20 protein-coding genes and 1 pseudogene are annotated in these 21,654 nt (G+C 70.6%); 10 read left to right on the forward strand and 11 right to left on the reverse strand.

The annotated features are described in order from the left end of the window. Nucleotides 1-18 precede the first annotated feature (18 nt). Nucleotides 19-927: a DUF72 domain-containing protein gene (locus LIV37_RS17405; RefSeq protein WP_020868434.1), complete on the reverse strand. Its 909-nt coding sequence runs from the start codon at nt 925-927 to the stop codon at nt 19-21. A gap of 236 nt (nt 928-1,163) precedes the next feature. Between LIV37_RS17405 and LIV37_RS17410 the strand changes: the two are divergent. Beyond that, a pseudogene (locus LIV37_RS17410) lies at nt 1,164-1,676 on the forward strand (lytic polysaccharide monooxygenase); the annotation flags it as partial. A 68-nt stretch (nt 1,677-1,744) separates the two neighbouring features. Here LIV37_RS17410 and LIV37_RS17415 read toward each other — a convergent pair. Next, on the reverse strand, nt 1,745-2,839 hold the full coding sequence (locus tag LIV37_RS17415; protein ID WP_020868436.1) for a beta family protein: 1,095 nt from the start codon (nt 2,837-2,839) through the stop codon (nt 1,745-1,747). Nucleotides 2,840-3,144: 305 nt separating this feature from the next. Between LIV37_RS17415 and LIV37_RS17420 the strand changes: the two genes are divergently transcribed. The 3 genes from LIV37_RS17420 (at nt 3,145) to LIV37_RS17430 (ending at nt 6,502) form a co-directional block, all read left to right on the forward strand. Next, entirely contained in the window at nt 3,145-3,417 is a 273-nt protein-coding gene (locus LIV37_RS17420; RefSeq protein WP_020868437.1) for a hypothetical protein, read from the forward strand. Beyond that, complete coding sequence (locus tag LIV37_RS17425) at nt 3,410-4,036, forward strand: DUF6879 family protein (protein ID WP_020868438.1); 627 nt, start codon at nt 3,410-3,412, stop codon at nt 4,034-4,036. Before LIV37_RS17420 ends, LIV37_RS17425 begins: the two co-directional genes overlap by 8 nt. Nucleotides 4,037-4,279: 243 nt before the next feature. Further along, the gene (locus LIV37_RS17430) at nt 4,280-6,502 is read left to right on the forward strand and encodes an ATP-binding protein (RefSeq protein WP_020868439.1); all 2,223 of its coding nucleotides are present in this window, start codon (nt 4,280-4,282) and stop codon (nt 6,500-6,502) included. A gap of 40 nt (nt 6,503-6,542) precedes the next feature. On the opposite strand, the gene LIV37_RS17435 is transcribed toward LIV37_RS17430, so the two are convergent. From LIV37_RS17435 to LIV37_RS17445, 3 genes are all read right to left on the reverse strand, one after another. Beyond that, nucleotides 6,543-7,004 carry a hypothetical protein gene (locus LIV37_RS17435; protein ID WP_020868440.1) on the reverse strand — a complete coding sequence of 154 codons (462 nt, stop codon included), beginning with the start codon at nt 7,002-7,004 and terminating at the stop codon, nt 6,543-6,545. A gap of 84 nt (nt 7,005-7,088) precedes the next feature. Then, the gene (locus LIV37_RS17440; RefSeq protein ID WP_020868441.1) at nt 7,089-7,487 is read right to left on the reverse strand and encodes a DUF427 domain-containing protein; all 399 of its coding nucleotides are present in this window, start codon (nt 7,485-7,487) and stop codon (nt 7,089-7,091) included. A 144-nt stretch (nt 7,488-7,631) separates the two neighbouring features. Further along, complete coding sequence (locus LIV37_RS17445; RefSeq protein WP_373920775.1) at nt 7,632-8,183, reverse strand: MarR family winged helix-turn-helix transcriptional regulator; 552 nt, start codon at nt 8,181-8,183, stop codon at nt 7,632-7,634. Between the two features lie 124 nt (nt 8,184-8,307). Between LIV37_RS17445 and LIV37_RS17450 the strand changes: the two genes are divergently transcribed. Further along, nucleotides 8,308-10,722: an MFS transporter gene (locus LIV37_RS17450; protein ID WP_020868443.1), complete on the forward strand. Its 2,415-nt coding sequence runs from the start codon at nt 8,308-8,310 to the stop codon at nt 10,720-10,722. A gap of 51 nt (nt 10,723-10,773) precedes the next feature. On the opposite strand, the gene LIV37_RS17455 is transcribed toward LIV37_RS17450, so the two are convergent. Next, the gene (locus LIV37_RS17455; protein ID WP_020868444.1) at nt 10,774-11,043 is read right to left on the reverse strand and encodes a hypothetical protein; all 270 of its coding nucleotides are present in this window, start codon (nt 11,041-11,043) and stop codon (nt 10,774-10,776) included. 227 nt (nt 11,044-11,270) lie between these two features. Continuing rightward, on the reverse strand, nt 11,271-12,515 hold the full coding sequence (locus LIV37_RS17460) for an MFS transporter (RefSeq protein ID WP_121824835.1): 1,245 nt from the start codon (nt 12,513-12,515) through the stop codon (nt 11,271-11,273). Between the two features lie 134 nt (nt 12,516-12,649). On the opposite strand from LIV37_RS17460, the gene LIV37_RS17465 reads away from it, so the two are divergent. Beyond that, complete coding sequence (locus tag LIV37_RS17465) at nt 12,650-13,540, forward strand: LysR family transcriptional regulator (protein WP_020868446.1); 891 nt, start codon at nt 12,650-12,652, stop codon at nt 13,538-13,540. 69 nt (nt 13,541-13,609) lie between these two features. Here LIV37_RS17465 and LIV37_RS17470 read toward each other — a convergent pair whose 3' ends face one another. Both LIV37_RS17470 and LIV37_RS17475 read right to left on the reverse strand, forming a co-directional pair. After that, a complete protein-coding gene (locus LIV37_RS17470; RefSeq protein WP_121824834.1) occupies nt 13,610-14,122 on the reverse strand; it encodes a GNAT family N-acetyltransferase in 513 nt (170 codons plus the stop codon). A 228-nt stretch (nt 14,123-14,350) separates the two neighbouring features. Further along, nucleotides 14,351-15,445 carry a ferritin-like domain-containing protein gene (locus tag LIV37_RS17475; RefSeq protein ID WP_214663559.1) on the reverse strand — a complete coding sequence of 365 codons (1,095 nt, stop codon included), beginning with the start codon at nt 15,443-15,445 and terminating at the stop codon, nt 14,351-14,353. Between the two features lie 215 nt (nt 15,446-15,660). Here LIV37_RS17475 and LIV37_RS17480 point away from each other — a divergent pair, with 215 nt between their 5' ends. From LIV37_RS17480 to LIV37_RS17495, 4 genes are all read left to right on the forward strand, one after another. Then, a complete protein-coding gene (locus LIV37_RS17480) occupies nt 15,661-16,590 on the forward strand; it encodes an AurF N-oxygenase family protein (protein ID WP_020868450.1) in 930 nt (309 codons plus the stop codon). A gap of 303 nt (nt 16,591-16,893) precedes the next feature. Then, nucleotides 16,894-17,757 (forward strand): TetR/AcrR family transcriptional regulator, encoded by an 864-nt coding sequence (locus tag LIV37_RS17485; protein WP_243146221.1) that lies wholly within the window; start codon nt 16,894-16,896, stop codon nt 17,755-17,757. An 85-nt stretch (nt 17,758-17,842) separates the two neighbouring features. Next, nucleotides 17,843-18,109 carry a hypothetical protein gene (locus LIV37_RS17490; RefSeq protein WP_121824833.1) on the forward strand — a complete coding sequence of 89 codons (267 nt, stop codon included), beginning with the start codon at nt 17,843-17,845 and terminating at the stop codon, nt 18,107-18,109. A gap of 178 nt (nt 18,110-18,287) precedes the next feature. Continuing rightward, nucleotides 18,288-19,568: a C40 family peptidase gene (locus LIV37_RS17495; RefSeq protein ID WP_121824832.1), complete on the forward strand. Its 1,281-nt coding sequence runs from the start codon at nt 18,288-18,290 to the stop codon at nt 19,566-19,568. Nucleotides 19,569-19,589: 21 nt separating this feature from the next. Here LIV37_RS17495 and LIV37_RS17500 read toward each other — a convergent pair whose 3' ends face one another. Together LIV37_RS17500 and LIV37_RS17505 are read right to left on the reverse strand one after the other, a co-directional pair. After that, nucleotides 19,590-20,936: a styrene monooxygenase/indole monooxygenase family protein gene (locus tag LIV37_RS17500; RefSeq protein WP_020868453.1), complete on the reverse strand. Its 1,347-nt coding sequence runs from the start codon at nt 20,934-20,936 to the stop codon at nt 19,590-19,592. Nucleotides 20,937-21,013: 77 nt separating this feature from the next. Further along, complete coding sequence (locus LIV37_RS17505) at nt 21,014-21,625, reverse strand: GTP-binding protein (protein WP_106969044.1); 612 nt, start codon at nt 21,623-21,625, stop codon at nt 21,014-21,016. Nucleotides 21,626-21,654 lie beyond the last annotated feature (29 nt).

Raw genomic sequence — 21,654 nt, forward strand, 5'->3', positions numbered from 1 at the left:
CGGAGCAGCCTGGCTCTTTCACCGTCCTGTCGTCTCCGTCGTGGGTGCATCGAGCAGGCGGCGCATCGACTCCGCCGCGCGGACGGCCGCGTCGGCGCAGCAGTTGTTGAACAGGGCGTGGACCTCGTCGGCCTGGTCGGCCATTGCGTGGAGGCGGGGGACCCACTCCGTCAGTTCCTCCGTGGCATAGGTGTGGCGAAACCGCTCCTCCTTGGTGCCCGTGCCCCAGGCGTCGTTGCGGCCGTGGAAGCGGACCACCGCTAGGTGGGGTGAGGTGACTGGGGTGACCGGGGGTATGAAGGCGGGCAGGTTCTGGGTCATGTCTACGGCCACGGCGGACATGCCCCAGTCCCTCAGCGCCGCCTCGGTCTTGGCCCGCTCGTCCTCCTGCCACCAGGCCGGGTGCCGGAATTCCACGGTGACGGGCCAGCCCGCCGTGCGCTGCGCGCATTGGGCGAGGAACTCCTTTGACTGTGCGTCGCCGGGGGTGAACCAGGGCGGGAATTGGAAGAGCAGGGTGCCGAGCCGTCCTGCCTTCTTCAGGGGTTCCAGCGCTCCGCTGAAACGCTGCCATACCTCGTCGAGCAACCCCGGATCGATGTCCGAGGGCCTCGGGCGGCCGCCCCTTCGTCCGGGCAGTGCGTCGCGCAGATCGGTCGGCAGGGCGTTCGGAGTCGTCGGGTGGGCGGTGAGGAGGGAGAACGCCTTGACGTCGAAGCGGAATCCGTCCGGAGTGCGCTCCGTCCACAGGGTGCCGTTGCGGGCGCTGGGCAGGGAGTAGTAGGTGGCATCGACCTCCACCACCGGGAAGTGGGCGGCGTAGTGGCACAGTCTTCCCTCCGCGTCGCGCAGCCCCGGTGGGTACCAGCCGCTGGACACCAGAGCGCGGTCCGTCCATGAACAGGTGCCGACCGGAATCTTGCCCATGCCCTGCCGACTACCCCGGGTGGGGGTGGGTGCCACTGACGCGCTGTCGGGTGGGTCGGCGGGTGGCTGACGGCCAACCATTGTTGGAGAGGCAGGAGTTGGCGCGGGGCGGCAGGAACCGGCACCGCCAGGAGCTTTCGGTGCGCGACCCCCGGCTGCACGTTTCGAGGGCTTCTCTTCGGGGAAGCCCTCGGCTTGGGAGCGCTCCCACCACTCTCTCCCACTCCCCCTCGGAGCGCTGGGGCGACGACTTCCAGAATCCCGAGATGGCGCAGTTGGACCCCATGTGCTGGCAGGCGTGGCAGGACAACCCGAACGCCATGTGGAACTGGAACGGGCTGTACCGCAACGGCTCGGCCGGCAATTTCCCCGCGGTGATCCCCGATGGGCAGCTGTGCAGCGGTGGCCACACCGAGGGTGGCCGCTACAACTCGCTGGACACGCCGGGCGCCTGGAAGACGACGAACATCGGCAGCAAGTTCACCGTGAAGCTGTACGACCAGGCCAGCCACGGCGCGGACTATTTCAAGGTCTATGTGAGCCGGCAGGGGTACGACCCCACCACCCAGCCGCTGAAGTGGAGTGACCTGCAACTGGTCACCACGACCGGCAAGTACGCCCCCAGCCAGAACTACTCGATCGACGTCAGCACCTCCGGCTACACCGGCCGCCACGTCGTCTACACGATCTGGCAGGCGTCGCACATGGACCAGACGTACTTCCTGTGCAGTGACGTGAACTTCGGCTGAGCCGCACCCCACAGCACAGCCCAGGCACCCGCACCACGGCCCCGCCGGATGTTGCCCCTCCGGCGGGGTTACTTCCTATGGGGCAACTGCCGTGCCACGTAGTTCATGTGCTGGAGATGGCCCACCTGGATCCACTTCTCGGCGTTGCCCGAGCCGGCCGACCCGTCGCCGTGGGCGCAGGTGTGCAGCCAGCGTTCACCGTCGCTGGAGGTGGTGTCCTCAATGCCGCGGAAGGCGTCGTACGTGACTGTGCGCCGAGCCATGGCACGAACACGGTCGGCACGGTCGGGGCCCCTGAGGGGCGCCCGGGCGATGAGGAAGTCGTACGGTGCGGTGTAGCGAAGCAGACCATAAGGCGGGCCGTAGGGGCGGGCGGAGATGTTCGCGCTGTGCGCGTGTTCCACGGAGTAGTCGCCGTAGAGCAACGGGCCCGGGAGTTCCTGGCGGGCGGCGCGGACCGTTTGGTGGATCTGCCAGTCGTGGCGTTCCGCGACGCGCGTCGGTCGCACCTCCAGGTGCTCCCGGTCGCGGGGGAAGGCCCCCGCGGTGAGGACGACCGTGGGCCAGGGAACCAGGGCACCGAGGACGTCGACACCGACAAGGGCGAGTTTGGTCGCTTCGACGGCATCCGTGACCATGCCGACGTCCAGAATGAGGTCGAGCTGGGCCGGAGGGAGGCAGAGCCGGGCGATCAGGGTCAGCAGGTCGGTGGAGCTCGGTTCGTCTCGCGCGGCGTCCAGCAATACGCGTATGCCGATGCCTCGTCCGCTGAGGAAGGCCAGATCGGCGGCGTAGCGCTGGAGGGTCGGGGCTCGTTCCGGGCCGGTGACCAGGCGTAGCTCGCTTCTGGTCGCCACGTGCCACAACCCGATGGCGGACGCCTCGACGTGCCGCTCGATATGGACGGGGTCCACCCAGCCGGGGAGCCCGTCCATCGCCCGGATGAGGTTGTCCATGCGTGTGGTGAACCAGCGGCCCAGTTCCGGCGAGTCGGTGTCCGGGTCCGTCTCGGGGCACGCCCCTCTGGTGCGTTCCGGCCCGACGCGGGGGACGACCGTCCACAGCGGCGCGACGCGTCGTCGTACATCCGGCTCCAGGCTCGCGTAGGCGTCCCATGCGCTCCGGCGCGTCGGCAGTACGGGTACATAGCTCGGCTCGACCATCGCGGATCCCCCCCTTGGCCCCGCTGAATCGCTCCTGGTTGAAGCGTGAAGAGGGATGCCTGGTGGCGAAAGAGGGCAATTCCGGCCAGTGATCGCCCATGGCTTATGGGGTGGTCGGCGCGGGAGGTTCTGGTGAGGTGCCTGATTTCGGTACGGCGGCTCTTCGCATGTGGGTGGCCGAAATGGAGTCGGCGTAACGAGCCCTCCATGCCGAAATCATTGCTCTCCGTGACCAATCTACCTACAATCCGTTGTCATCCTGTGCTGTCACGGCGTCAGACAGGAAGGTCGACAGGGAGGCGAAGATGGCTCGCAGTTCATGGGATGCGGATCCGTCCGCATCGTTCGTGCGCCGGTTAGGCAAGTCACCGAGCGATCTCGGGACCACCAATGATTACAACGATTGCCCCGATATCTGGCAGCTCGACAACGGTGATATCGCGGTGATCGGGCGCGACCTCACCGACGCGTACCGGTCGCGCCTCCCGGGGGAGGTACGCATCGCCGCGGATGAGCGGCTGGTCGTCATTCCCGGGATTACTCTCAGTGCGGCGAAGCCGGAGATTCCGGATGCTTAGCGTTGATCTTCCCAGGCTGGATACCTCACTGGGTGAGCGGCTGTCACGGGACGCCTACAGAGCCGACTTCCAGCGGCGCATGCAGGCCGTCGAGGGACGTGACTCCTGGAAGCTGGAGAGGCAACAGCATTTTCAGGAGCCCGAAAACAATAGCTGGAAGGCGTTCTCCCAGGGTGACTGGCGCGGCGCCCTGGAACTGATCGAGAAACGGCGCGATGAGCTCATGACGTTCATGGGCGAGGCGACGAAGCGAAACTTCAGCCTCTATCGGGTGCGGGTCGTGGAGGAACCTCTCACTCCGTATCTCCAGTGGGAGCTGAACATGTTGCGGCTGCGGGCGGAGTGCGGTGAGCGGATCAGAGTGGCCGGGCCTGAGCAGATCAGAGGGTTCGAGGAAGACGGGCCGCTTCCGGAGCTCGTTTCGCTGGGTGGGCTGACGTTGTACAAGGTCATCTACGACAGCCGGGGGATGAGCGACGGAGCGCTGCGATTCGTTGATCCGGATGTACTGAGCCCATGGGAGGATTTCATCAAGGGGCTTTTTGACGCCGGGGAAGAGATGGCGTCCTACTTCGAACGCGAGGTGGCCCCTTTGCCGCCCCCGGCACCCGCGGAGTAGACGATCAACGAGGAGGGAGAGCGGGACGGCCACCGGGAGGAATCTCGGCAACCCCCACAGGCCCAGGGCCCACATGGGACGCAGTCGCGGCTTTCGGGGTCCGCGGGGGATGTGGTGCAGGCCCGCGATGTGAGTGGCGGGGTGCACTTCCACGGGATGGGTCGGCACGGTACTGACGGTGATACTCCGCGGCCGCGGCAGCTTCCGGGAGACATACGCGGATTCATCAACCGGACCAGTGAGTTGGAGCGGCTCAACGCGATTCTGACCGGAGACGGCGGGGAGCCGCTCGTCGTCTCCATTTGTGTGATCGCGGGGACGGCGGGGGCCGGTAAGACCTCGCTGGCGCTGCGCTGGGCGCATCAGGCCCAATCGCACTTTCCCGACGGGCAGTTGTATGTGAATCTGCGCGGCTATGACCCGGGGGCGCCCGTCACCGCTCCCGAGGTGCTGCACCGTTTTCTGCTGGCGCTCGGGGTGTCGGCGGCGGCGGTTCCGGCCGATCCGGAGGCCAGTGCGGCGCTGTACCGTTCGTTGCTGGCCGGGCGGCGGATGCTGATCGTGCTCGACAACGCCGCCTCCGTGAGCCAGGTGCGTCCGCTGCTGCCGGGCACGGCGGGGTGTCTGGTGCTCGTCACCAGCCGCAGCCGGCTGTCGGGGCTGGCCGTTCGGGACGGGGCGCATCGGCTGACGCTGGGCACGCTGGCCGAGCCGGAGGCCGTAGCCCTGCTGCGTACCGTGACCGCCGGCTATCGACCCGAGGATGACGCGGAGAAACTGGCCGAACTGGCGCGCCTGTGTGCCCGGCTGCCGCTGGCATTGCGCATCGCCGCCGAACGGGCCGCCAGCAGACCCCTGATGGGCCTTGACGAGTTGATCAGAGACCTCCGCGACGAATCCGCCCTCTGGGAGGCTCTGACCGTGGGAGACGACGAGGAATCGGACGCGGTGCGCACGGTGTTCGCCTGGTCCTACCGGGCGCTGACCGCCGAAGCCGCGCGTTTCTTCAGGCTGCTCGGGCTGCATCCGGGGCCCGAGTTCGGGGTCTCGGCGGTCGCCGCCCTCGCCGGGGTCGGGCACAGCCGGGCGCAGCACTTGCTCGACGTCCTGGTCGGAGCGCATCTGCTGACGCAGACCGGCCCCGACCGCTTCGAGTTCCACGATCTGCTGCGCGCCTACGCCATCGACCAGGCACAGCACGAGGAGCCCGCCGAGGCCCGCGAGGCCGCCCGGCTCCGGGCACTGGCCTGGTACCTCCACGCCGCCGATGCCGCGCGCACCCGCGTCAGCCCGGCCGAGCCGCCGGTCCAGCTCGAGGCGCCGCCCGACGGTGTCACACCGCCGGCCTTCGCGGACTACGACGAGGCGGTGCGGTGGTACGAACTGGAGCACGGCAATCTCCTGGCCGCCGCACGCGCCGCCGCCGATGCCGGTCTCGACGCGACCGCCTGGCAGCTGCCCGCTCTGCTGCGCCCTCTGCACGCGCGCTTCAACGCGTTCGAGGAGTGGTTCGCCATGGGGCACATCGGGCTGAGTGCCGCTAGGCGGGTGGGTGACCGCGCCGGGGAGGCGAGGCTTCTGGAGAGCCTGGGCATGGCCTGCCGCCAGTCGTACCGTCCGGCGGAGGCGGCGCGGTACCACGAGGGCGCCCTGGCCGTACACCGTGAGCTGGGTGACCGGCTGGGAGAGGCGCTGTCGCTGAACGCACTCGGGCTGGTCCATGTGCGGACGCGGCAGTTGGAGGCGGCGAAGCAGAGTTTCACACAGGCGCTGGCCATCTTCCGCGGACTCGGAGCGGCCGAGTGGGAGCCCACGCTGCTCGCCAATCTCGCCACGGTGGACTACGAGGCGGGGCGGCTCGACGAAGCCTCGGAGGTCCTTCACGAGGCGCTGACGACGCTGCGCGATCGGGGCGACAAGGGCGGTGAGGGCAACGCCCTGCGGATTCTGAGCGCTGTACGGCGCGACAGTGGCGACATACGGGACGCCCTGGAAACCGCCGGGAGAGCCGTCGAGATCGCCCGTCGGCATCGCAATCACGCCTGGGAGGGGTACTGGCTGCTGGACCTCGGTCTGGCCGAGCTGGCCGACGGCCGCCCCGAGGACGCCCTGGTCTCGTATCAACGAGCGGCGGTGCTCCATCGGCAGCTCGGGGACCGGTCGCGAGAAGCGCGCGCCTGGAACACCGCGGGTGAGGCGTACGGCCGACTGGGCCGGTTCGATGAGGCGGCCGCGTTCCACCGACGGGCGGCCGCGGCGCATCGCGAGCTCGACGACCACTGGCAGTTGGCGCTCGCGCTCGACGGTCTGGCGACTGCGCTGCGCGGGTCCGGGGTGAACGGCGCGGAGGAAGATGCGCGACGGCATTGGGAGGAGGCGTCGCGCATGTTGGCCGCGTACGACGACGCGCGGGCGGTCGAGCTGCGGGGCCGGATCGACGATGCCTTGCGGACGTCCCAGCCTTGAGGCCTCACCGCGCCTCGACGTTGAGACCTTGCGGGGCCGGTCAGGTGAGGGGGCAGGGGAGGTCTCGGGTCCAGTGGTTGGGGGTGCACGTGACCAGGGCCAGGGAGAGGAAAGACGTGCGGCCCAGGTAGAAGCCGAAGGAGACGTCCGTGCCGTGGGTGAGGCGGGTGGTGGCCGTGGTGACCAGGCGGGCCAGGCGGGCGGTGTCGGCTTCCTGGTGGGAGAGGAAGCCGGGGGCGTGTTCGGTCAGTTCGCGGCCCAGCCAGGCCGCCGCGTCCTTCGGTTCCTCGAAGGTGGCGCGGATCAGGGTGGGGGTCTTCAGGAGCCACAGGGACGTTTCCAGTGGGGGGAGCTCCGAGTGGCGGAACGTTTCCAGGAGCGTGCGGTAGTGCTCCTCGTCCTCCGCCGTGACGGGCGGGTGGGGGCGGTCGGGCGGGCGGCGGAGGGCCTCCCGGTCGAACAGCTCCTTCTCGCCCAGCCACGAGTACGCGTGGATGTGCACGCGTCAGGGGTTCCCCCCGGGGGGTTCTTGGAAGGCCCCTGATGGGGTGATGTCGGTGGGGCCGCCCCGCCGGTCTGTGTTCTCCTACTCTGCTACGTCGATCTTTGCCACCTCGTCGTAGAACGACAGGTGGTCCTTGATCTCCGACACCTTCTCGATCGGCTGCGGGTACGCCCACACCACGTCCGGCCGCGGCTCCGCGCCCTCGCCTGCCTGGCCGCGGTAGGTCCAGTACGCGGCCTCGCCCTTGAAGGGGCAGATGGTGTGGGTGTCGGTCGGCTCGAAGAGGGTCAGGTCCACGTCCTCCGGGGGGAGGTAGTAGCGGACCGGGAGACCGGTCTCGTGGACGAGCAGGGGGCGGGTCGACTCGGCGACTACGCGGCCGTCGATCGTGACCGTGACGTGCTGCGCGCCGCGCTCCACGTCCACGCGGTGTCCGCCGCTGGTGCCGGTGGTCTTGGGGTGGGAAGCGGGGGTGGTCATTTCTTCCTGGCCTCCTCGGTGGGTGTATGTGTCGGTGGGTGTATGTGTACGTGGTTCCGGGGTTCGTTCCGGGGGTTCCCGGCCGCGGTTCCCCGTGTGATACGCGTCATGTTCCTGTTTGTGGCAACGCTCTTCGCCGCGCCCTCATTCCGCGGTGCGGGCCGCCTCGTCGGTCTCCCGTGGCCAGGCCCGGCCCTCCTGGCGTTCCACCTCGCGGTTGAAGCGGGTCAGGACGTCCTCGAAGCGGGCCACGTCCTCCGGGGTCCACTTCTCCAGGAGCCGGGACAGGTCGGTCTGCCTGCACGTCCGTTCCGCCGCCATGCGGTCGGCTCCCTGCGGGGTGACGCGGAGCTTGCGGGCCAGGCCGCCCTCCGGGTCCGGGATGCGTTCGGCGAGGCCTGCCCGGAGCAGCGCGCCGGTCTGGCGGTTGACGGTCGAGACGTCCAGTTGGAACGCGTCGGCCAGCTGGCCGATGGTCATCGCGCCCTCGGCGTCCAGGCGGGAGAGGAGCAGGTAGCCGGAGCGGTCCAGGCGGATGGAGGTGCACGATTCGGTGCGAGGCGAGGGGCCGGTGTCCGGCTGTGTCGTGGGGGCCTGGGGGTCCGTCGCCTGGCCCTTTCGTTCCCGGGGGGTCAGGACTGAGCACCTGGCCACCAGCATCAGCTCGCGCTCCAGCCGCTCCAGCCGACGATCCAGCACGATTCCTCCTCGCCTCCCCCGCGCCCCTCAATGGAAGTGTGCACGATACACACCCTGTGTAGGATGCACATCTCTCATGCTTCCATCAATCTCCTGAACTTTCTTTGGAGGCGGCATTCGCATGCCCCAGTCAGCCCCACCTCGCGTCGCGGAAAACCTGAGCGCCGCGCCGTCCGGCACGCCGCTCCCGCGGGAGGTCGGCGGCGGCTTCGTGGCGGTGCTCGCGTTCTGCGGCATCGCCGTGTCCGTCATGCAGACACTGGTCGTTCCGCTGGTCACCGAGCTGCCCCAGCTGCTGCACACCACCAGCTCCAACGCGTCCTGGGTGGTCACCGCCACCCTGCTCGCCGGTGCCGTCTCCACGCCCGTCATGGGGCGGCTCGGGGACATGTTCGGCAAGCGCCGGATGCTGATGGTCGCGCTGGCGCTGATGGTCATCGGCTCGCTGACCTGCGCCGTCACCTCCGATCTGGTAGTGATGGTGATCGGCCGGGCCATCCAGGGCGGGGCCATGGGCGCCATTCCGCTCGGCATCAGCGTCATGCGGGACGAGCTTCCGCCGCACAAGCTGGGCTCGGCGATGGCCCTGATGAGCTCGTCGCTCGGCATCGGCGGCGCGCTGGGGCTGCCCGCCGCCGCGTTCGTGGCGCAGCACACCAACTGGCATGCGCTCTTCTACGGGGCCGCGGGGCTGGGCGTGATATCCATCGCCCTCGTACTCGCCGTCGTCCCGGAGTCCTCCGTCCGCACCCCCAGCCGCTTCGACGCCATCGGCGCGCTCGGGCTGACGGCCGGTCTCGTCTGCCTGCTGCTGCCCATCACCAAGGGCGGTGACTGGGGGTGGACGAGCGGCACCACGCTCGGGCTGTTCGGCACTTCCGTCGTGATCCTGCTGCTCTGGGGCGTCTTCGAGCTGCGTACCGCCGAGCCGCTGGTCGATCTGCGGACCACGGCGCGGCGCCAGGTGCTGCTGACCAACCTCACCTCGATCATGGTCGGCTTCTCGTTCTACGCGATGTCGCTGATCCTTCCGCAGCTGCTGCAGCTGCCGGAGGCCACCGGGTACGGCCTGGGCCAGTCCATGGTCATGGCCGGGCTCTACTTCGCCCCCATGGGCGTCGCGATGATGCTGGTCTCCCCGCTGTCCGCGCGGATCAACGCCTCGAGCGGGCCGAAGGTCTCGCTGGTCCTCGGGCTGCTCGTCATCGGCGCGACGTACGGTGCGGGGCTCGTCATGATCGACCACATCTGGCAGATCGTGGTGCTGTCCACCGCGCTCGGCGTCGGTATCGGCATCGCGTACTCGGCGATGCCCACCCTGATCGTCAGCGCCGTCCCCGCCGCTGAGACGGGTGCGGCGAACGGGCTCAACACGCTCATGCGGTCGATCGGCATGTCCACCTCCAGCGCGGTGGTGGGCGTGATCCTGGCGCACCAGACCATCGACTTCGGTGGGGTGGCGCTGCCGAGCAAGGACGGGTTCAAGGTCTCGTTCCTGGTGGCGTGCGCCGCCTCGGTCGGCGGTCTGCTGATCGCCCTCTGCCTGCCCGGGCGGCGGCGCGCGGGGCGGGTGGCGGGCTCGGGTCCCCTGGCCACTTCGGGTCCGGTGGCTGATTCCGCCCCTTCCGCCCCTGTGGTTGATTCGGCTCCAGTGGTTGGTTCCGCGCCTGTGGTCGATTCCGTTCCGGTTGCCGTCGCGGAGCCGGTCGGCGCGGTCACCGGAGACGCCGGGGTCGTCGACGACCTCCCCGTCCTCACCGGCAGCGTCATCCACGGCCGTGTCCTCGGCCCCGGCGACACCCCGCTCGCCGACGCCGCCATCACCCTCATCGACACGGGCGGCCGCCAGCTCGGCCGTACGGTCACCGGCCGCGACGGCCGGTACCACCTGCCCGCCCCCGACGCCGCGAGCGTCGTCCTCATCGGCTCGGCCGCCGGGCATCAGCCGCAGGCCGCCACGCTGCTGGTATCGGACCTGCCGGTCGTCTGCGATCTGCGGCTGTCCGGCGGGGGCGGGCTGACCGGGTCCGTACGGGCCGTCGGCGGCGAGCCGCTGGCCGGTGCGACCGTCACCGCCACCGGGCCCGAGGGCGAGGTCACGGGGTCGGTGACCGCCGACGAGAAGGGCGAGTTCGCGCTGCCGGAACTGGCCCCGGGGGCGTACACGCTGACCGTGGCCGCCGCCGGGTACCGGCCGTACGCCACCCAGGTGGAGCTCACCGCCGGTGAACCGGTGCGCGTGGACGCCGAGCTGCCGCCCGCGGCCCGGGTCCGGGGCACCGTACGGGACCGGGGCGGCCTACCGCTCGGGGACGCGCGGGTCTCGCTGCTGGACGCCTCCGGGGACGTGGTCGGCCAGGTCATCACCGGTGCGGACGGGTCCTTCGGTTTCGAGGCGCTCACCGGCGACCACTACACGGTGGTGGCCAGCGGCTACGCCCCGGCGACCCGCCAGATCACGGTCGGCGGCGCGGCGGGCACCGAACGGCGGGATGTGGACTTCCTGCTGGGCCACGGCGACGACGGCGAGGAGTGAGCCTCGGGCTGTGCATGAGTAAGGAGCGGCGCCCTGGGCGCCGCTCCTTACTCATGCGTCCTCCTCGGGAAGGCCCTCCTCGGAGAGCCCCTCCTCCTCGGGGAGGCTCTCCCACGCCTCCCCCTTCCGGTACAGCTCGAAGCCCTCCTCGTCCGCGATGGACTCCGCCTGGGCCTGGCTGCGGAGGGAGATCTCGTACGTATGGCTGTCGACGGTCGCGTGGACGCCCGAGCCGTCGGTGACCGTCTCGATCGAATGCGTCTCGTAGATGACGCGTCCCGGCTCGCACTTGCTCCAGACCACGTGCATGCTCACTGCCATCGGACCCACTCCCGCAGACGAGTCCCCTGGTTTCAGGGTCTCACCTGATCGCCGGGTCCACATGGCCTGACATGGCCCTCAGGCCTGACGTGATGCTCTTGGCCCGACGTGATCCTCATGGCCCAGCGTGGCCCTCGTGACCCGACGTGACCCGACGTGGCCCCCGTGACCCTCGTGGCCCTCACGGCCCTCGTGGCCCTCACGGCCTCCGTGCTCTCCGCTGCCCCTCACCTCCGTCTGTCGAACAGCACCACGTTCGCCAAGGCGAGGACCACCAGCGCGCCCCCGAACCACATGACGCTGGGGACCGCGATCCCGTCCGCCGCCCGGCCGCCGAGCAGCGCGCCCAGCGATATCGCCACGTTGAAGACCCCGACGTACAGCGCCGACGCCGCCTCCCGCGCGTCCGGCGCCGCGTGCAGCACCCAGGTCTGGCAGGTCACCGACACCCCGCCGTACGCCAGCCCCCACACCAGCAGCAGTACGGCCGCCCCCGCCGTCGTGGCCCCGGCGACCGGGACCAGCAGCTCGGCCGCCGCCAGCAGGGTGAAGATGACCATGAGGGTGCGGCGCGGATCGCGGTGGGCGGTGGCGCCGGCCAGGAAGTTCCCGGCGATGCCCGCCACGCCGTACGCCAGCAGCAGGGTGCTGATCAGGCCCGCCCCGACCCCGGCGACGTCCTCGAGCACCGGGCGGACATACGTATACGCGCCGAAGTGGCCGGTGACCAGCAGCAGGGTGGTGATGAGGCCGGTGCGCAGCCGGACGTCGCGGAACAGGCCCGGCACCTCGCGCAGCCGGATGGTGCCGGTGGCGGGCAGCGGCGGCAGGGTGACGGCCATGGCGGCGGCCACGGCCAGCGACAGGGCGGCGAACGCGGCGAACGCGACCCGCCAGTGGACCAGATCGCCGATGAGCGTCCCGATCGGCACCCCGAGCACCGAGGCCACCGCGATACCGCTGAAGATCAGCGTGGTGGCGTGGCCCGCGGAGCGCTCGGGCACCAGCCGCACCGCGAGCCCGCCCGCGATGGACCACACCCCACCGATGCTCACCCCGACCAGCACCCGGGCGAACAGCAGGACGGCGAAGCCGGGCGCGAGCGCGGAGAGCAGATTGGCGACGGTCAGCAGCCCCATCAGACCGCACAGCACCAGCCGCCGGTCGTAGCGGCCGACGGTGACGGTGAGCAGCGGGGCGGCGAGCGCGGCGACCAGGCCGGGCACGGTCATGGCCAGCCCCGCCGTACCGTCCGAGACCCGGAGCGCGGAGCCGATCGAGGTGAGCAGACCGACCGGCAGCATCTCGGTGGTGACCACCGCGAAGGTGCCGACCGCGATGGCGACGACGGCGAGCCAGCCCCCGAGCCCGGCTCCGAGCCGGGTCCCGAGCCGGGCTCCGAGCGGCGAGCGCGCCATCGGAGGTGACGCGGATGTGCCTGCCGGAGCGGTGAGTTCCGTGCTATTGGACATGCCTTTAGCGAACAGCTGTGCCCCTGCGGGAACAACGCCGAAGTTTTCAGCCTTCCATGAGCGAGGCTCATCAATCGGTGGAGGCTCATCAATCGGTGGTGATCGGTGACCGGTGTCGGTTTCGGTGGGAGGCCATGGCCGAGTTGGAGATCCGCGAGCTGGAGTGCTTCCTCGTGCTGAGCGAGGAGCTCCACTTCGGCCGCGCGGCGGAGCGGTTGTACGTCTCGCAGAGCCGGGTGAGCCAGCTGCTGCGGAACCTGGAGCGCCGGATCGGCGCCCGGCTGCTGGAGCGCACCAGCCGCCGGGCGCGGCTGACCCCGCTCGGCGAGCGGTTCCTGGCCGAGCTCCGGCCCGCTTACGCGGCGCTGTACGGGGCCTTCGAGAACGCCCGGGGAGCGGCGCGCGGGGTGGACGGCGTACTGCGGATCGGGTTCCAGGGGGCCGCCGATGAACGGGTGACCGCTGCCATCACGGCCTTCCGGGAGCGCCACCCCGGCTGTGAACCGACGACCGTGGAGATCCCGCTGGCCGATCCGTTCGGCGCGGTGCGGGCCGGTGAGGTGGACGCCGCGATCGTCTGCCTGCCGGTGGCCGAGCCCGACCTCGTCCTCGGCCCGGTCTTCTCCAAGCAGCCGCAGACGGTGGTGGTCTCCGCCCGCCATCCCTTCGCGGGCCGCGGCCGGGTGGACGCCGAGGCGCTGGCCGACTGCCCGCTGATCGGCCCGTCCGCCCCCGCGCCGCGCTACTGGCACGACGCGATGGCGCCCGCCGCCACCCCCGACGGACGGCCCATCCCGCGCGGCCCGCTGGTGCACACGCTCCAGGAGGGGCTGGCGGCGGTCGCGGCGGGCCGGGGCGGGATGCTGCTGTGCGCCCCGACGGCGGAGTACCACCGCCGCCGGGACATCACCTTCGTACCGGTCGAGGGGGTGCCGGACTCGATGCTCGGCCTGGTGTGGCGCCGGGCGGACGAGACCGCGCGGTTACGGGCGTTCGGGCGGGCAGTGGAGGAGCTGTGCACGTAGGGCGGTGGAGGAACTGTGCACGTAGGGCGGCGCGGCCTGGCCGCCTCGGTGCTCCGCGTATCGACTCGACTAGCCCACGTCCCTGCGCATGCACACCCGTGGCCAGCGGTCCAGCCCATGGTCGGCCTCGCTGAGCCGGATCTCACGGAGCCCGGGGGTCAGCTCGGCCTCCGTCAGGGCCCGGAAACCGCATCGCGCGGCGTAGTACGGGGCGTTCCAGGCCACGTCGACGAAGGTGGTCAGGGTGAGCGCGGGGACGCCGTCGCCCGCGGCGCGCGCCGCGATGTGGTCGATCAGGGCCCGTCCCACGCCACGGCGGGCGCTGTCGGGGTGGACCGAGATCTGCTCGATGTGGATGTTTCCGTCGACGGGGTCGGTGATCAGGTACGCCATCGCCCGGTCGGCGTCGTCCACCGCGACCCAGGCCCGTCCGGCCCGCTGGTAGCGGCTCAGCTCTTCCAAGCTCAGTGGCTCGTCATCGGCGACTTCGTCCATTCCGATGTCCCGGAAGCAGAGTCCGGCGGCGCGCTCTATGTCCTGGAGGACGGGGAGTTCTTCACTGGTGCTCGTTCGAATCCGCACCCCACCATCATCCTCCGGAACGCCGGGACAAAGGCGTGCCCCCCACCGCCGTGGAGAGCACCCTTCGGCCGTTCCTTCATATGAACGCATATGAACGCATATGAACGCCACCGGACCGAGGTCACCCCAATGACCTCGGCCTCATCCGCTGGCGGTGATCATGAATCTACCAAGATCGGTGGGTGGAGGCGAGGTTGAGGGGTCGTCACCTGTGATGTACCTGTGTCCTCACGTCTGCGCCTCGGCCGCCGCCCCATCCGCGATCGCCTCGTCCACCTCGCCCGTGCGCGCCGCCTCCTCCGCCGCGAAGCGCCGCTGGTCCAGCTGCTCGGCCAGCTCCTCGTCCTGGTGCATCAGCAGGTCGAGGTTGCTGTCGCCCAGCTCCAGCACGCCCATGTCGACGTACGCCCGCTGGAGCCGCTCGCCCCACAGCCCGATGTCCTTCACACACGGCACGATCCGGCTGAAGAGCAGCTTGCGGAACATGTGCAGGAACTGCGACTGCTCGCAGTACTCCTCGGCCTCGGCCGTCGGGATGCCGAAGTTCTCCAGGACCTCCACGCCGCGCAGCCGGTCGCGCATCAGGTAGCAGCCCTCGATGACGAATTCCTCGCGCTCGCGCAGCTCCGCGTCGCTCAGCTGCCGGTAGTAGTCGCGCAGCGCCATCCGGCCGAAGGCCACATGGCGGGCCTCGTCCTGCATGACGTAGGCGAGGATCTGCTGGGGCAGCGGCTTGTCGGTGGTGTCGCGGATGAGGCCGAACGCGGCGAGCGCCAGGCCCTCGATGAGCACCTGCATGCCCAGGTAGGCCATGTCCCAGCGGGAGTCGCGGAGGGTGTCACCGAGGAGCGTCCGCAGATCGGTGTTGATGGGGTAGACCGTGCCGAGCTTGTCGTGCAGGAAGCGGCCGTAGAGCTCGGCGTGGCGGGCCTCGTCCATGGTCTGGGTCGCGGAGTAGAACTTGGCGTCGAGGTCGGGCGCGGCCTCCACGATCCGGGCCGCGCACACCATCGCGCCCTGTTCGCCGTGGAGGAACTGGCTGAACTGCCAGGCGGCGACGTGATGGCGCAGCTCGCCCTTGTCCCGGTCGGTCATCCGGTCCCAGTGGCGGGTGCCGTGGAGGGCGAGCGACTCATCGGGGGTGCCCAGCGGATCGTACGGGTCCACGTCCAGGCCCCAGTCGATCCGCTTGACCGCGTCCCACTGCTTGTCCTTGCCCTTCTGGTAGAGGGCGAGCAGCCGGGCCCGGTGGTCGTCGTACTCCCAGCTGAATCGGGCGGCGCCGCCGGCGGGCACCTGCCAGAGGGGGTCTCCGGGATCCATCGCGTAGAGCTCTTGCGTCGCCACCGACGCCTCCTTCGCCTCGCTCCCCCGTGAACGGATGCGTACTCGGCAGGCTCACACGTCCGTTACTCGGCGGTCAATAAGACCTCCGCAAGGGATTGACGGCCTTGCTGACACGGAGTCTCATAAGAGGTATCCGCCGGTAACCGTTCCCGCCGGCGCCTGTCCGAGCCATCAGTGAGGTGCCCTCGACGATGTCCACCACGACCGAACCCCCCGCGCTCAGGGACGCGCTCGGGCTGATCAAGGACCGCGAGCGGGTCGCGGAGCGGCTGCTCCAGTCCTCCGCCAAGCACTCCTTCGACCCCGACACCGAACTGGACTGGGACGCGCCGTTCGAGCCCGGCAAGTGGTTCTGGCCGCCGGAGCTGGTGTCGCTCTACGACACGCCCATGTGGCACCGGATGTCGGAGGAGCAGCGGCTGCTGCTGTCCCAGCACGAGGCGGCGGCCCTCGCCTCCCTGGGCATATGGTTCGAGATCATCCTGATCCAGCTGCTCACCCGGCACATCTACGACAAGCCCGCGACCAGCGCCCATGTGCGGTACGCGCTCACCGAGATCGCCGACGAGTGCCGTCACTCCAAGATGTTCGCGCGGCTGATCACCAAGGGCGGCACCCCGGCGTATCCGGTCGCCCCGCTCCACCACAACCTGGGCCGGTTCTTCAAGACGTTCTCCACCACGCCCGGTTCGTTCACCGCGACCCTCCTCGGCGAGGAGATCCTGGACTGGATGCAGCGGCTGACCTTCCCCGACGAGCGCGTTCAGCCGCTGATCCGCGGGGTGACCCGGATCCATGTGGTCGAGGAGGCCCGCCATGTGCGGTACGCGCGCGAGGAACTGCGCCGCCAGATGCTGCGGGCGCCGCGCTGGGAGGCGGAGCTGACCCGGATCGGTTCGGGGGAGTTCTCCCGGATCTTCTCGCAGGCGTTCATCAACCCCAAGGTCTACACGGACGTGGGACTCGACCGCCGCGCGGCCGTCGCTCAAGTGCGGGCCAGCGCCCACCGGCGCGAGGTGATGCGCAACGGCGCCCGCAAGCTCACCGAATTCCTCGATGACGTCGGCGTGATGCGGGGCGTCGGCCGCCGGCTGTGGAAGAGCTCGGGGCTGCTGGCCTAGGGGGCGTCCGACGGATGGCGGCGCCTGCGGCGGGCCACGCGGCGGAGCCGCATATCGGCGCTTCCCCCTCCCCGCCCCTTCCCACAACTGGGGCTCCGCCCCAGACCCCGGGACCCAGGGGCCGAAGCCCTGCCGCGCGGCGGAGCCGCATATCGACGCCGCGGGACGGGGGCATCGGCCGCCGGGCCAAGGGGCATTGGGCCGCCGGATCCAAGGGTGCGTTCGGGCCGGGCCCAAGGGCCCGTCCGGGTCGGGCCGAAGGGGGCATCCGCTTCGTAACGGCGGGCGGTTACGCTGCCAGGCATGACGACAGGCAGCGGCACCGCTCCGGCGCCCCCGGAGGCGACACCCCCGGCGGAGGCGAGTGCCGCCGTGCGCCCGGCGGCAGAACCCCCGGCCACCGCGAGCCCACCGGCCATCGCACGGCCACCAGTCACCGCGAGCTCACCGGCCGCGCGCCGGGGCAGCTACCGCAGGCTGAGCGTGGAGGCGCGGCGCGCCGAACTCCTCACCGCCGCGCTCGACCTCTTCGCCCACCGCGCCCCCGAGGATGTGTCGCTGGACGATGTGGCCTCGGCCGCCGGAGCCTCCCGTCCGCTGGTCTACCGCTACTTCCCGGGCGGTAAGCAGCAGTTGTACGAGGCAGCGCTGCGCAGCGCCGCCGATGAGCTGGAACGGTGCTTCGAGGAGCCCATGAGCGGTCCGCTCAGCGCCCGGCTGAGCCGGGTGCTGGACCGCTATCTGGCCTTCGTGGACGAGCACGACGCGGGGTTCAGCGCGCTGTTGCAGAGCGGCAGCGTGGCCGAGACCTCGCGGACGAACGCGATCGTGGACGAGGTCCGGCGGGCGGCGGCCGAGGAGATCCTGCTCCATCTGGCGGTCAAGGAGCCCGGTGCGCGGCTGCGGATGATGGTGCGCACCTGGATCACGGCCGTCGAGGCGGCCTCGTTGATCTGGCTGGACGAGGAGAAGCGGCCACCGCTGGAGGAGCTGCGCGACTGGCTGGTGGACCAGTTCGTGGCGATGCTGACCGCCACCGCGGCCACGGATCCGCAGACGGCCCGGGTGATGAAGGCCGCGGTCAGGATGGAGCCCGCCGAGGGGCCGGTCGGGCGGCTGGCGCGCCGCGTGGTGCCCTCGCTGGGCGAGGCGTCGCATCTGCTGTGACGAGCGCGGCCGGTGGGACGTACGGCCGTGGCGAGACGTACGTCCCGCTGAGACGAATGGTCGTCGTGAGACGTACGGTCGTGCCGTGAGAAGCGAGGAGACGCCCTTCGTGGGCGGGCCGCTGGACGGCCGGGTGCTGCCGGTGCTGGTCGGCCTCACGGGCCAGCCGCCGAAGACCTACGAGGTGCCGGTGGAGGACGAGGCGGGCGGACCGCCGACGGTGTATGTCTACCGCAGGGTTCCCGCCGCCACCTCCAAGCGGCTGGGCCTGGTCCGGGTCTGGGCCTATGAGTACGACCCGGAGGGGAAGCCGGGTGGCGGGCCGAAGTGGCCATGGTCCAAGCCGAAGTGAGTGCCGAGCCGAACTGACCGCCGGGCCGAACTGACCCCGGGCCGAGCCGGCCGCCCGCCGGACGGGTGACCGTATTCGTCCGACTCGCCCACAATTCTCCTGAAGATACGAACGTCATGCCACGATCCCTGCTGAGCTGGACGCCGAACAGAGGCGTCTCGGAGCCGGAGGTGATCACGTGTCAGGACGGATCGTGGGCTCGGTCTGCGCGGCGGCGATCACCGCGGCCGCCGCGCTGGTGCCGGCCGTTCCGGCGGCCAAGGCGTCGGCCGCCGCCCCCGCCCGCCCCGCCGACCGGTCCGTGTCCGAGCTGCTGACGCAGCTCAAGACGCTGTACCGGAAGGCCGAGGAGGCGACGGAGGCGTACAACGCGACCGAGGAGAAGCTGCACAAGCAGCGCACCAGGACCAGGGAGCTCACGACCCAGCTCGTCCACGCCCGTACGGAGCTCGCGGTCAGCCACGACGACGCGGGACGGCTGGCCCGCCGGCAGTACCAGGGCCACAGCGCGCTCTCCTCCTACAGTTTCCTGCTGACCCTGCTCACCCCGCACCCGGAGGACGCCGCCGACGAGGCGCGCGAGCTGGACCGGGCGGCCGGCCGGGAGGCCGCCCTGATCCAGCGGCTGAGCAAGGGCGAGCGGCGCGCCGACACCATCGCCACCCGGGCACGGACCGCGCTGGACAAACAGCTGTCCCTGGCGGCGAAGCGGAAGAAACAGCGGGACAAGGTGAAGAAGCAGCTCCGCTCGATCGAGAAACTGCTGGCCGCGCTCAGCACCCGCCAGATCGCCCAGGTGGCCGAGCGCGAACGCCAGGAGACCGCGAAGGCCCAGCGCAAACTGCTCGCCTCCGGGGCGCTCGGCCCCGCGAACGGCGCCTCGCCCGGCGCCGCGGGCCCGCCCGCCACCACGAACGGCGGCACGAACGGCGGCACAGGCGGCGGCACGGGCACCGGCAGCGACCCGGCCCCCGGAAGCCGCCGGGACACCCCGGCGGCGGGCACCCCCTCCCCGGTGGCCACCGTCACCGCGCCCCGCCCCCGCCCCCACCAGTCCCCCGGCCGCCGCCCCGGAATGGCGTCCGCGGAGGCCGGGCGGCGGGCGCTCGCCTACGCCCTGAACCAGATCGGCAAGCCGTACGTCTGGGGCGCCGAGGGGCCGAACTCCTTCGACTGCTCGGGGCTGACCTCCTCCGCCTGGGCGTATGCCGGGCGGACCATCCCGCGCACCAGCCAGGAGCAGTGGCGCCAGCTGCCACGGGTGCCGCTCAGCCGGCTGCGCCCCGGCGATCTGGTGATCTACTACAAGGGGGCGAGCCATGTGGCGATGTACGCGGGCAACGGCCAGGTGGTCCAGGCGCCGCGCCCCGGCCAGCGGGTGAAGCTCTCCCCGCTCGCCTCCAATCCGCTGCAGGGCGTGGTGCGCCCGGGTCCGGTCACGGTGGCCAAGAAGCGGTGACGGCTCCGGCGACGGCCGGTGTCAGCGGAAGGACCGGACGACCTCGGGGGTGTGGTCGTCCACCTCGGCCTCGTCGTCCGCCCCAGCCACATCGGCGTCCGCCCCAGCCACACCGGCGGCCTCGGCAGCCCTGACCTCGTCCAGATAGGCGGCCGTCTTCTCCGGCTCGTAGAAGAAGTCCTCGAACTCGGAGGGGTCGTCGAAGCCGTTGGCGATGCGGTGGGCGACGGCGGGGAAGGCGGACCCCGCGCCCAGGAGGTTCACGATGTGCTCCGGCGGCGGGGCCAGCATCGCGTTGGTCCACTTGGTGACGTGCCGCGCGCTCTCCCAGTAGCGGTCGAACGTCGTCCGCATCCACTCCTCGTCGAACGGCCGGTCGCCGCGTTCGAGGATGCTCTCCAGATAGGCCGCCGCGCACTTGGCCGCGGAGTTGGAGCCCTGGCCGGTGATCGGGTCGTTGGCCACCACGACATCGGCGACGCCCAGGACCAGTCCGCCGCCCGGCAGCCGCCCGATCGGGTGGCGTACGGTCGGCGCGTACCCCCCGGACAGCGTGGCGCCCGCGTCCGTCAGCTCGACCTTGGTGGCGCGCGCGTACTCCCAGGGCGTGAAGTGTTCCATCAGCTCCAGGACGCGCGCCAGGTGTTCCGAGGGATCGGTGACGCCCTGGAACGCGTCGGCCGGACCGCCCGGGACGGTCTCCCAGAAGAGGATGTCGGCGCGGCCGCTGGTGGTGAGCGCGGGCATCACGAAGAGCTCGCCGACGCCGGGGACGAGATTGCAGCGCACCGCGTCGACGTCGGGGTGCTCGGGGCGCGGGCCGAGGCCGTGCACATAGGCGACCGCGAGCGCGCGCCGCGGGGTGTCGTACGGGGAGCGGGCGGCGTCCCGGCCGAAGAGCGAGACCAGTTCGCCCTTGCCCGCGGCCACCAGCACCAGGTCGTACTTTCTGTCGAGGACGTCCAGGTCGGAGACGGCGGCGCCGTGGATGACCACCTGGCCGCCGCGCTGCTCGAACGTCTCCATCCAGCCGGCCATCTTGATCCGCTGGTCGACGGACTGGGCGTAGCCGTCGAGCCGGCCGACCCAGTCGATGACCCGCGGATGGCCCCCGGGAGCCGGCGGCCCGGCGACCGAGACCCCGAGGCCCCAGGCCCGCGGTGCCCGCTCCTCCCAGAAGTTGAGCTCCAGATCGCGCTCGTGGCCCAGCGCGGTGTGGAACATGCACTGGGTGGACATCACCCGCCCGCCGCGGATCTCATCGGCCGTCCGGTTGGACATCAGCGTGAGCTCGTAGCCCTGGGACTGGAGGCCCAGAGCGAGTTGGAGGCCGGATTGACCGGCACCCACGATGAGTATCTTCCGCATGGCTGTCGACTCTCCCTCATGCTCGGGCCGGAAGGAGGAACGGAGCATTCCATCCCACGGGCGGAGCAGAGGTTACGTCACTCGGGTGACACGTCAACGGCGTGCCTCACCAGCGCCAGCAGCGCGTCCACGACCGCGATCCGGCGCCGGGCGTCCATCATCACCACGGGGACGGAGGACGCCACGGAGAGCGCGTCCCGTACGTCCTCGGCCTGGTAGAGCGGAGTCCCCTCGAAGTGGTTGACCGCCACCACATACGGCAGTCCGAGGCTCTCGAAGTAGTCCAGCGCCGGGAAGCTCTCGTCCAGGCGCCGGGTGTCGACCATCACCACCGCGCCGATGGCCCCGCGCATCAGGTCGTCCCACATGAACCAGAAGCGCTGCTGGCCGGGGGTGCCGAAGAGATACAGGACCAGATCGTTCTCCAGCGTGATCCGGCCGAAGTCCATCGCGACGGTGGTGGTCAGCTTCTCGGGCGTCGCCTCGAGGTCATCCACGCTCTCGCTGGCCTGCGTCATCAGCGCTTCGGTCTGGAGCGGAGTGATCTCCGAAACCGCGCCGACGAAGGTCGTCTTGCCGACGCCGAAGCCTCCCGCTATCACGATCTTGGTGGCGATCGGCGCGCGGGAGCGGTCCGTCTGCCACCTCTGGAGCACCTCCTCGGCCCCGGGTATCCCGGCCCCGGGTATCTCCGACGTCGCCGGCGGGGTCGCCGTGA

Source organism: Streptomyces rapamycinicus NRRL 5491 (assembly GCF_024298965.1).
GTDB lineage: Bacteria > Actinomycetota > Actinomycetes > Streptomycetales > Streptomycetaceae > Streptomyces > Streptomyces rapamycinicus.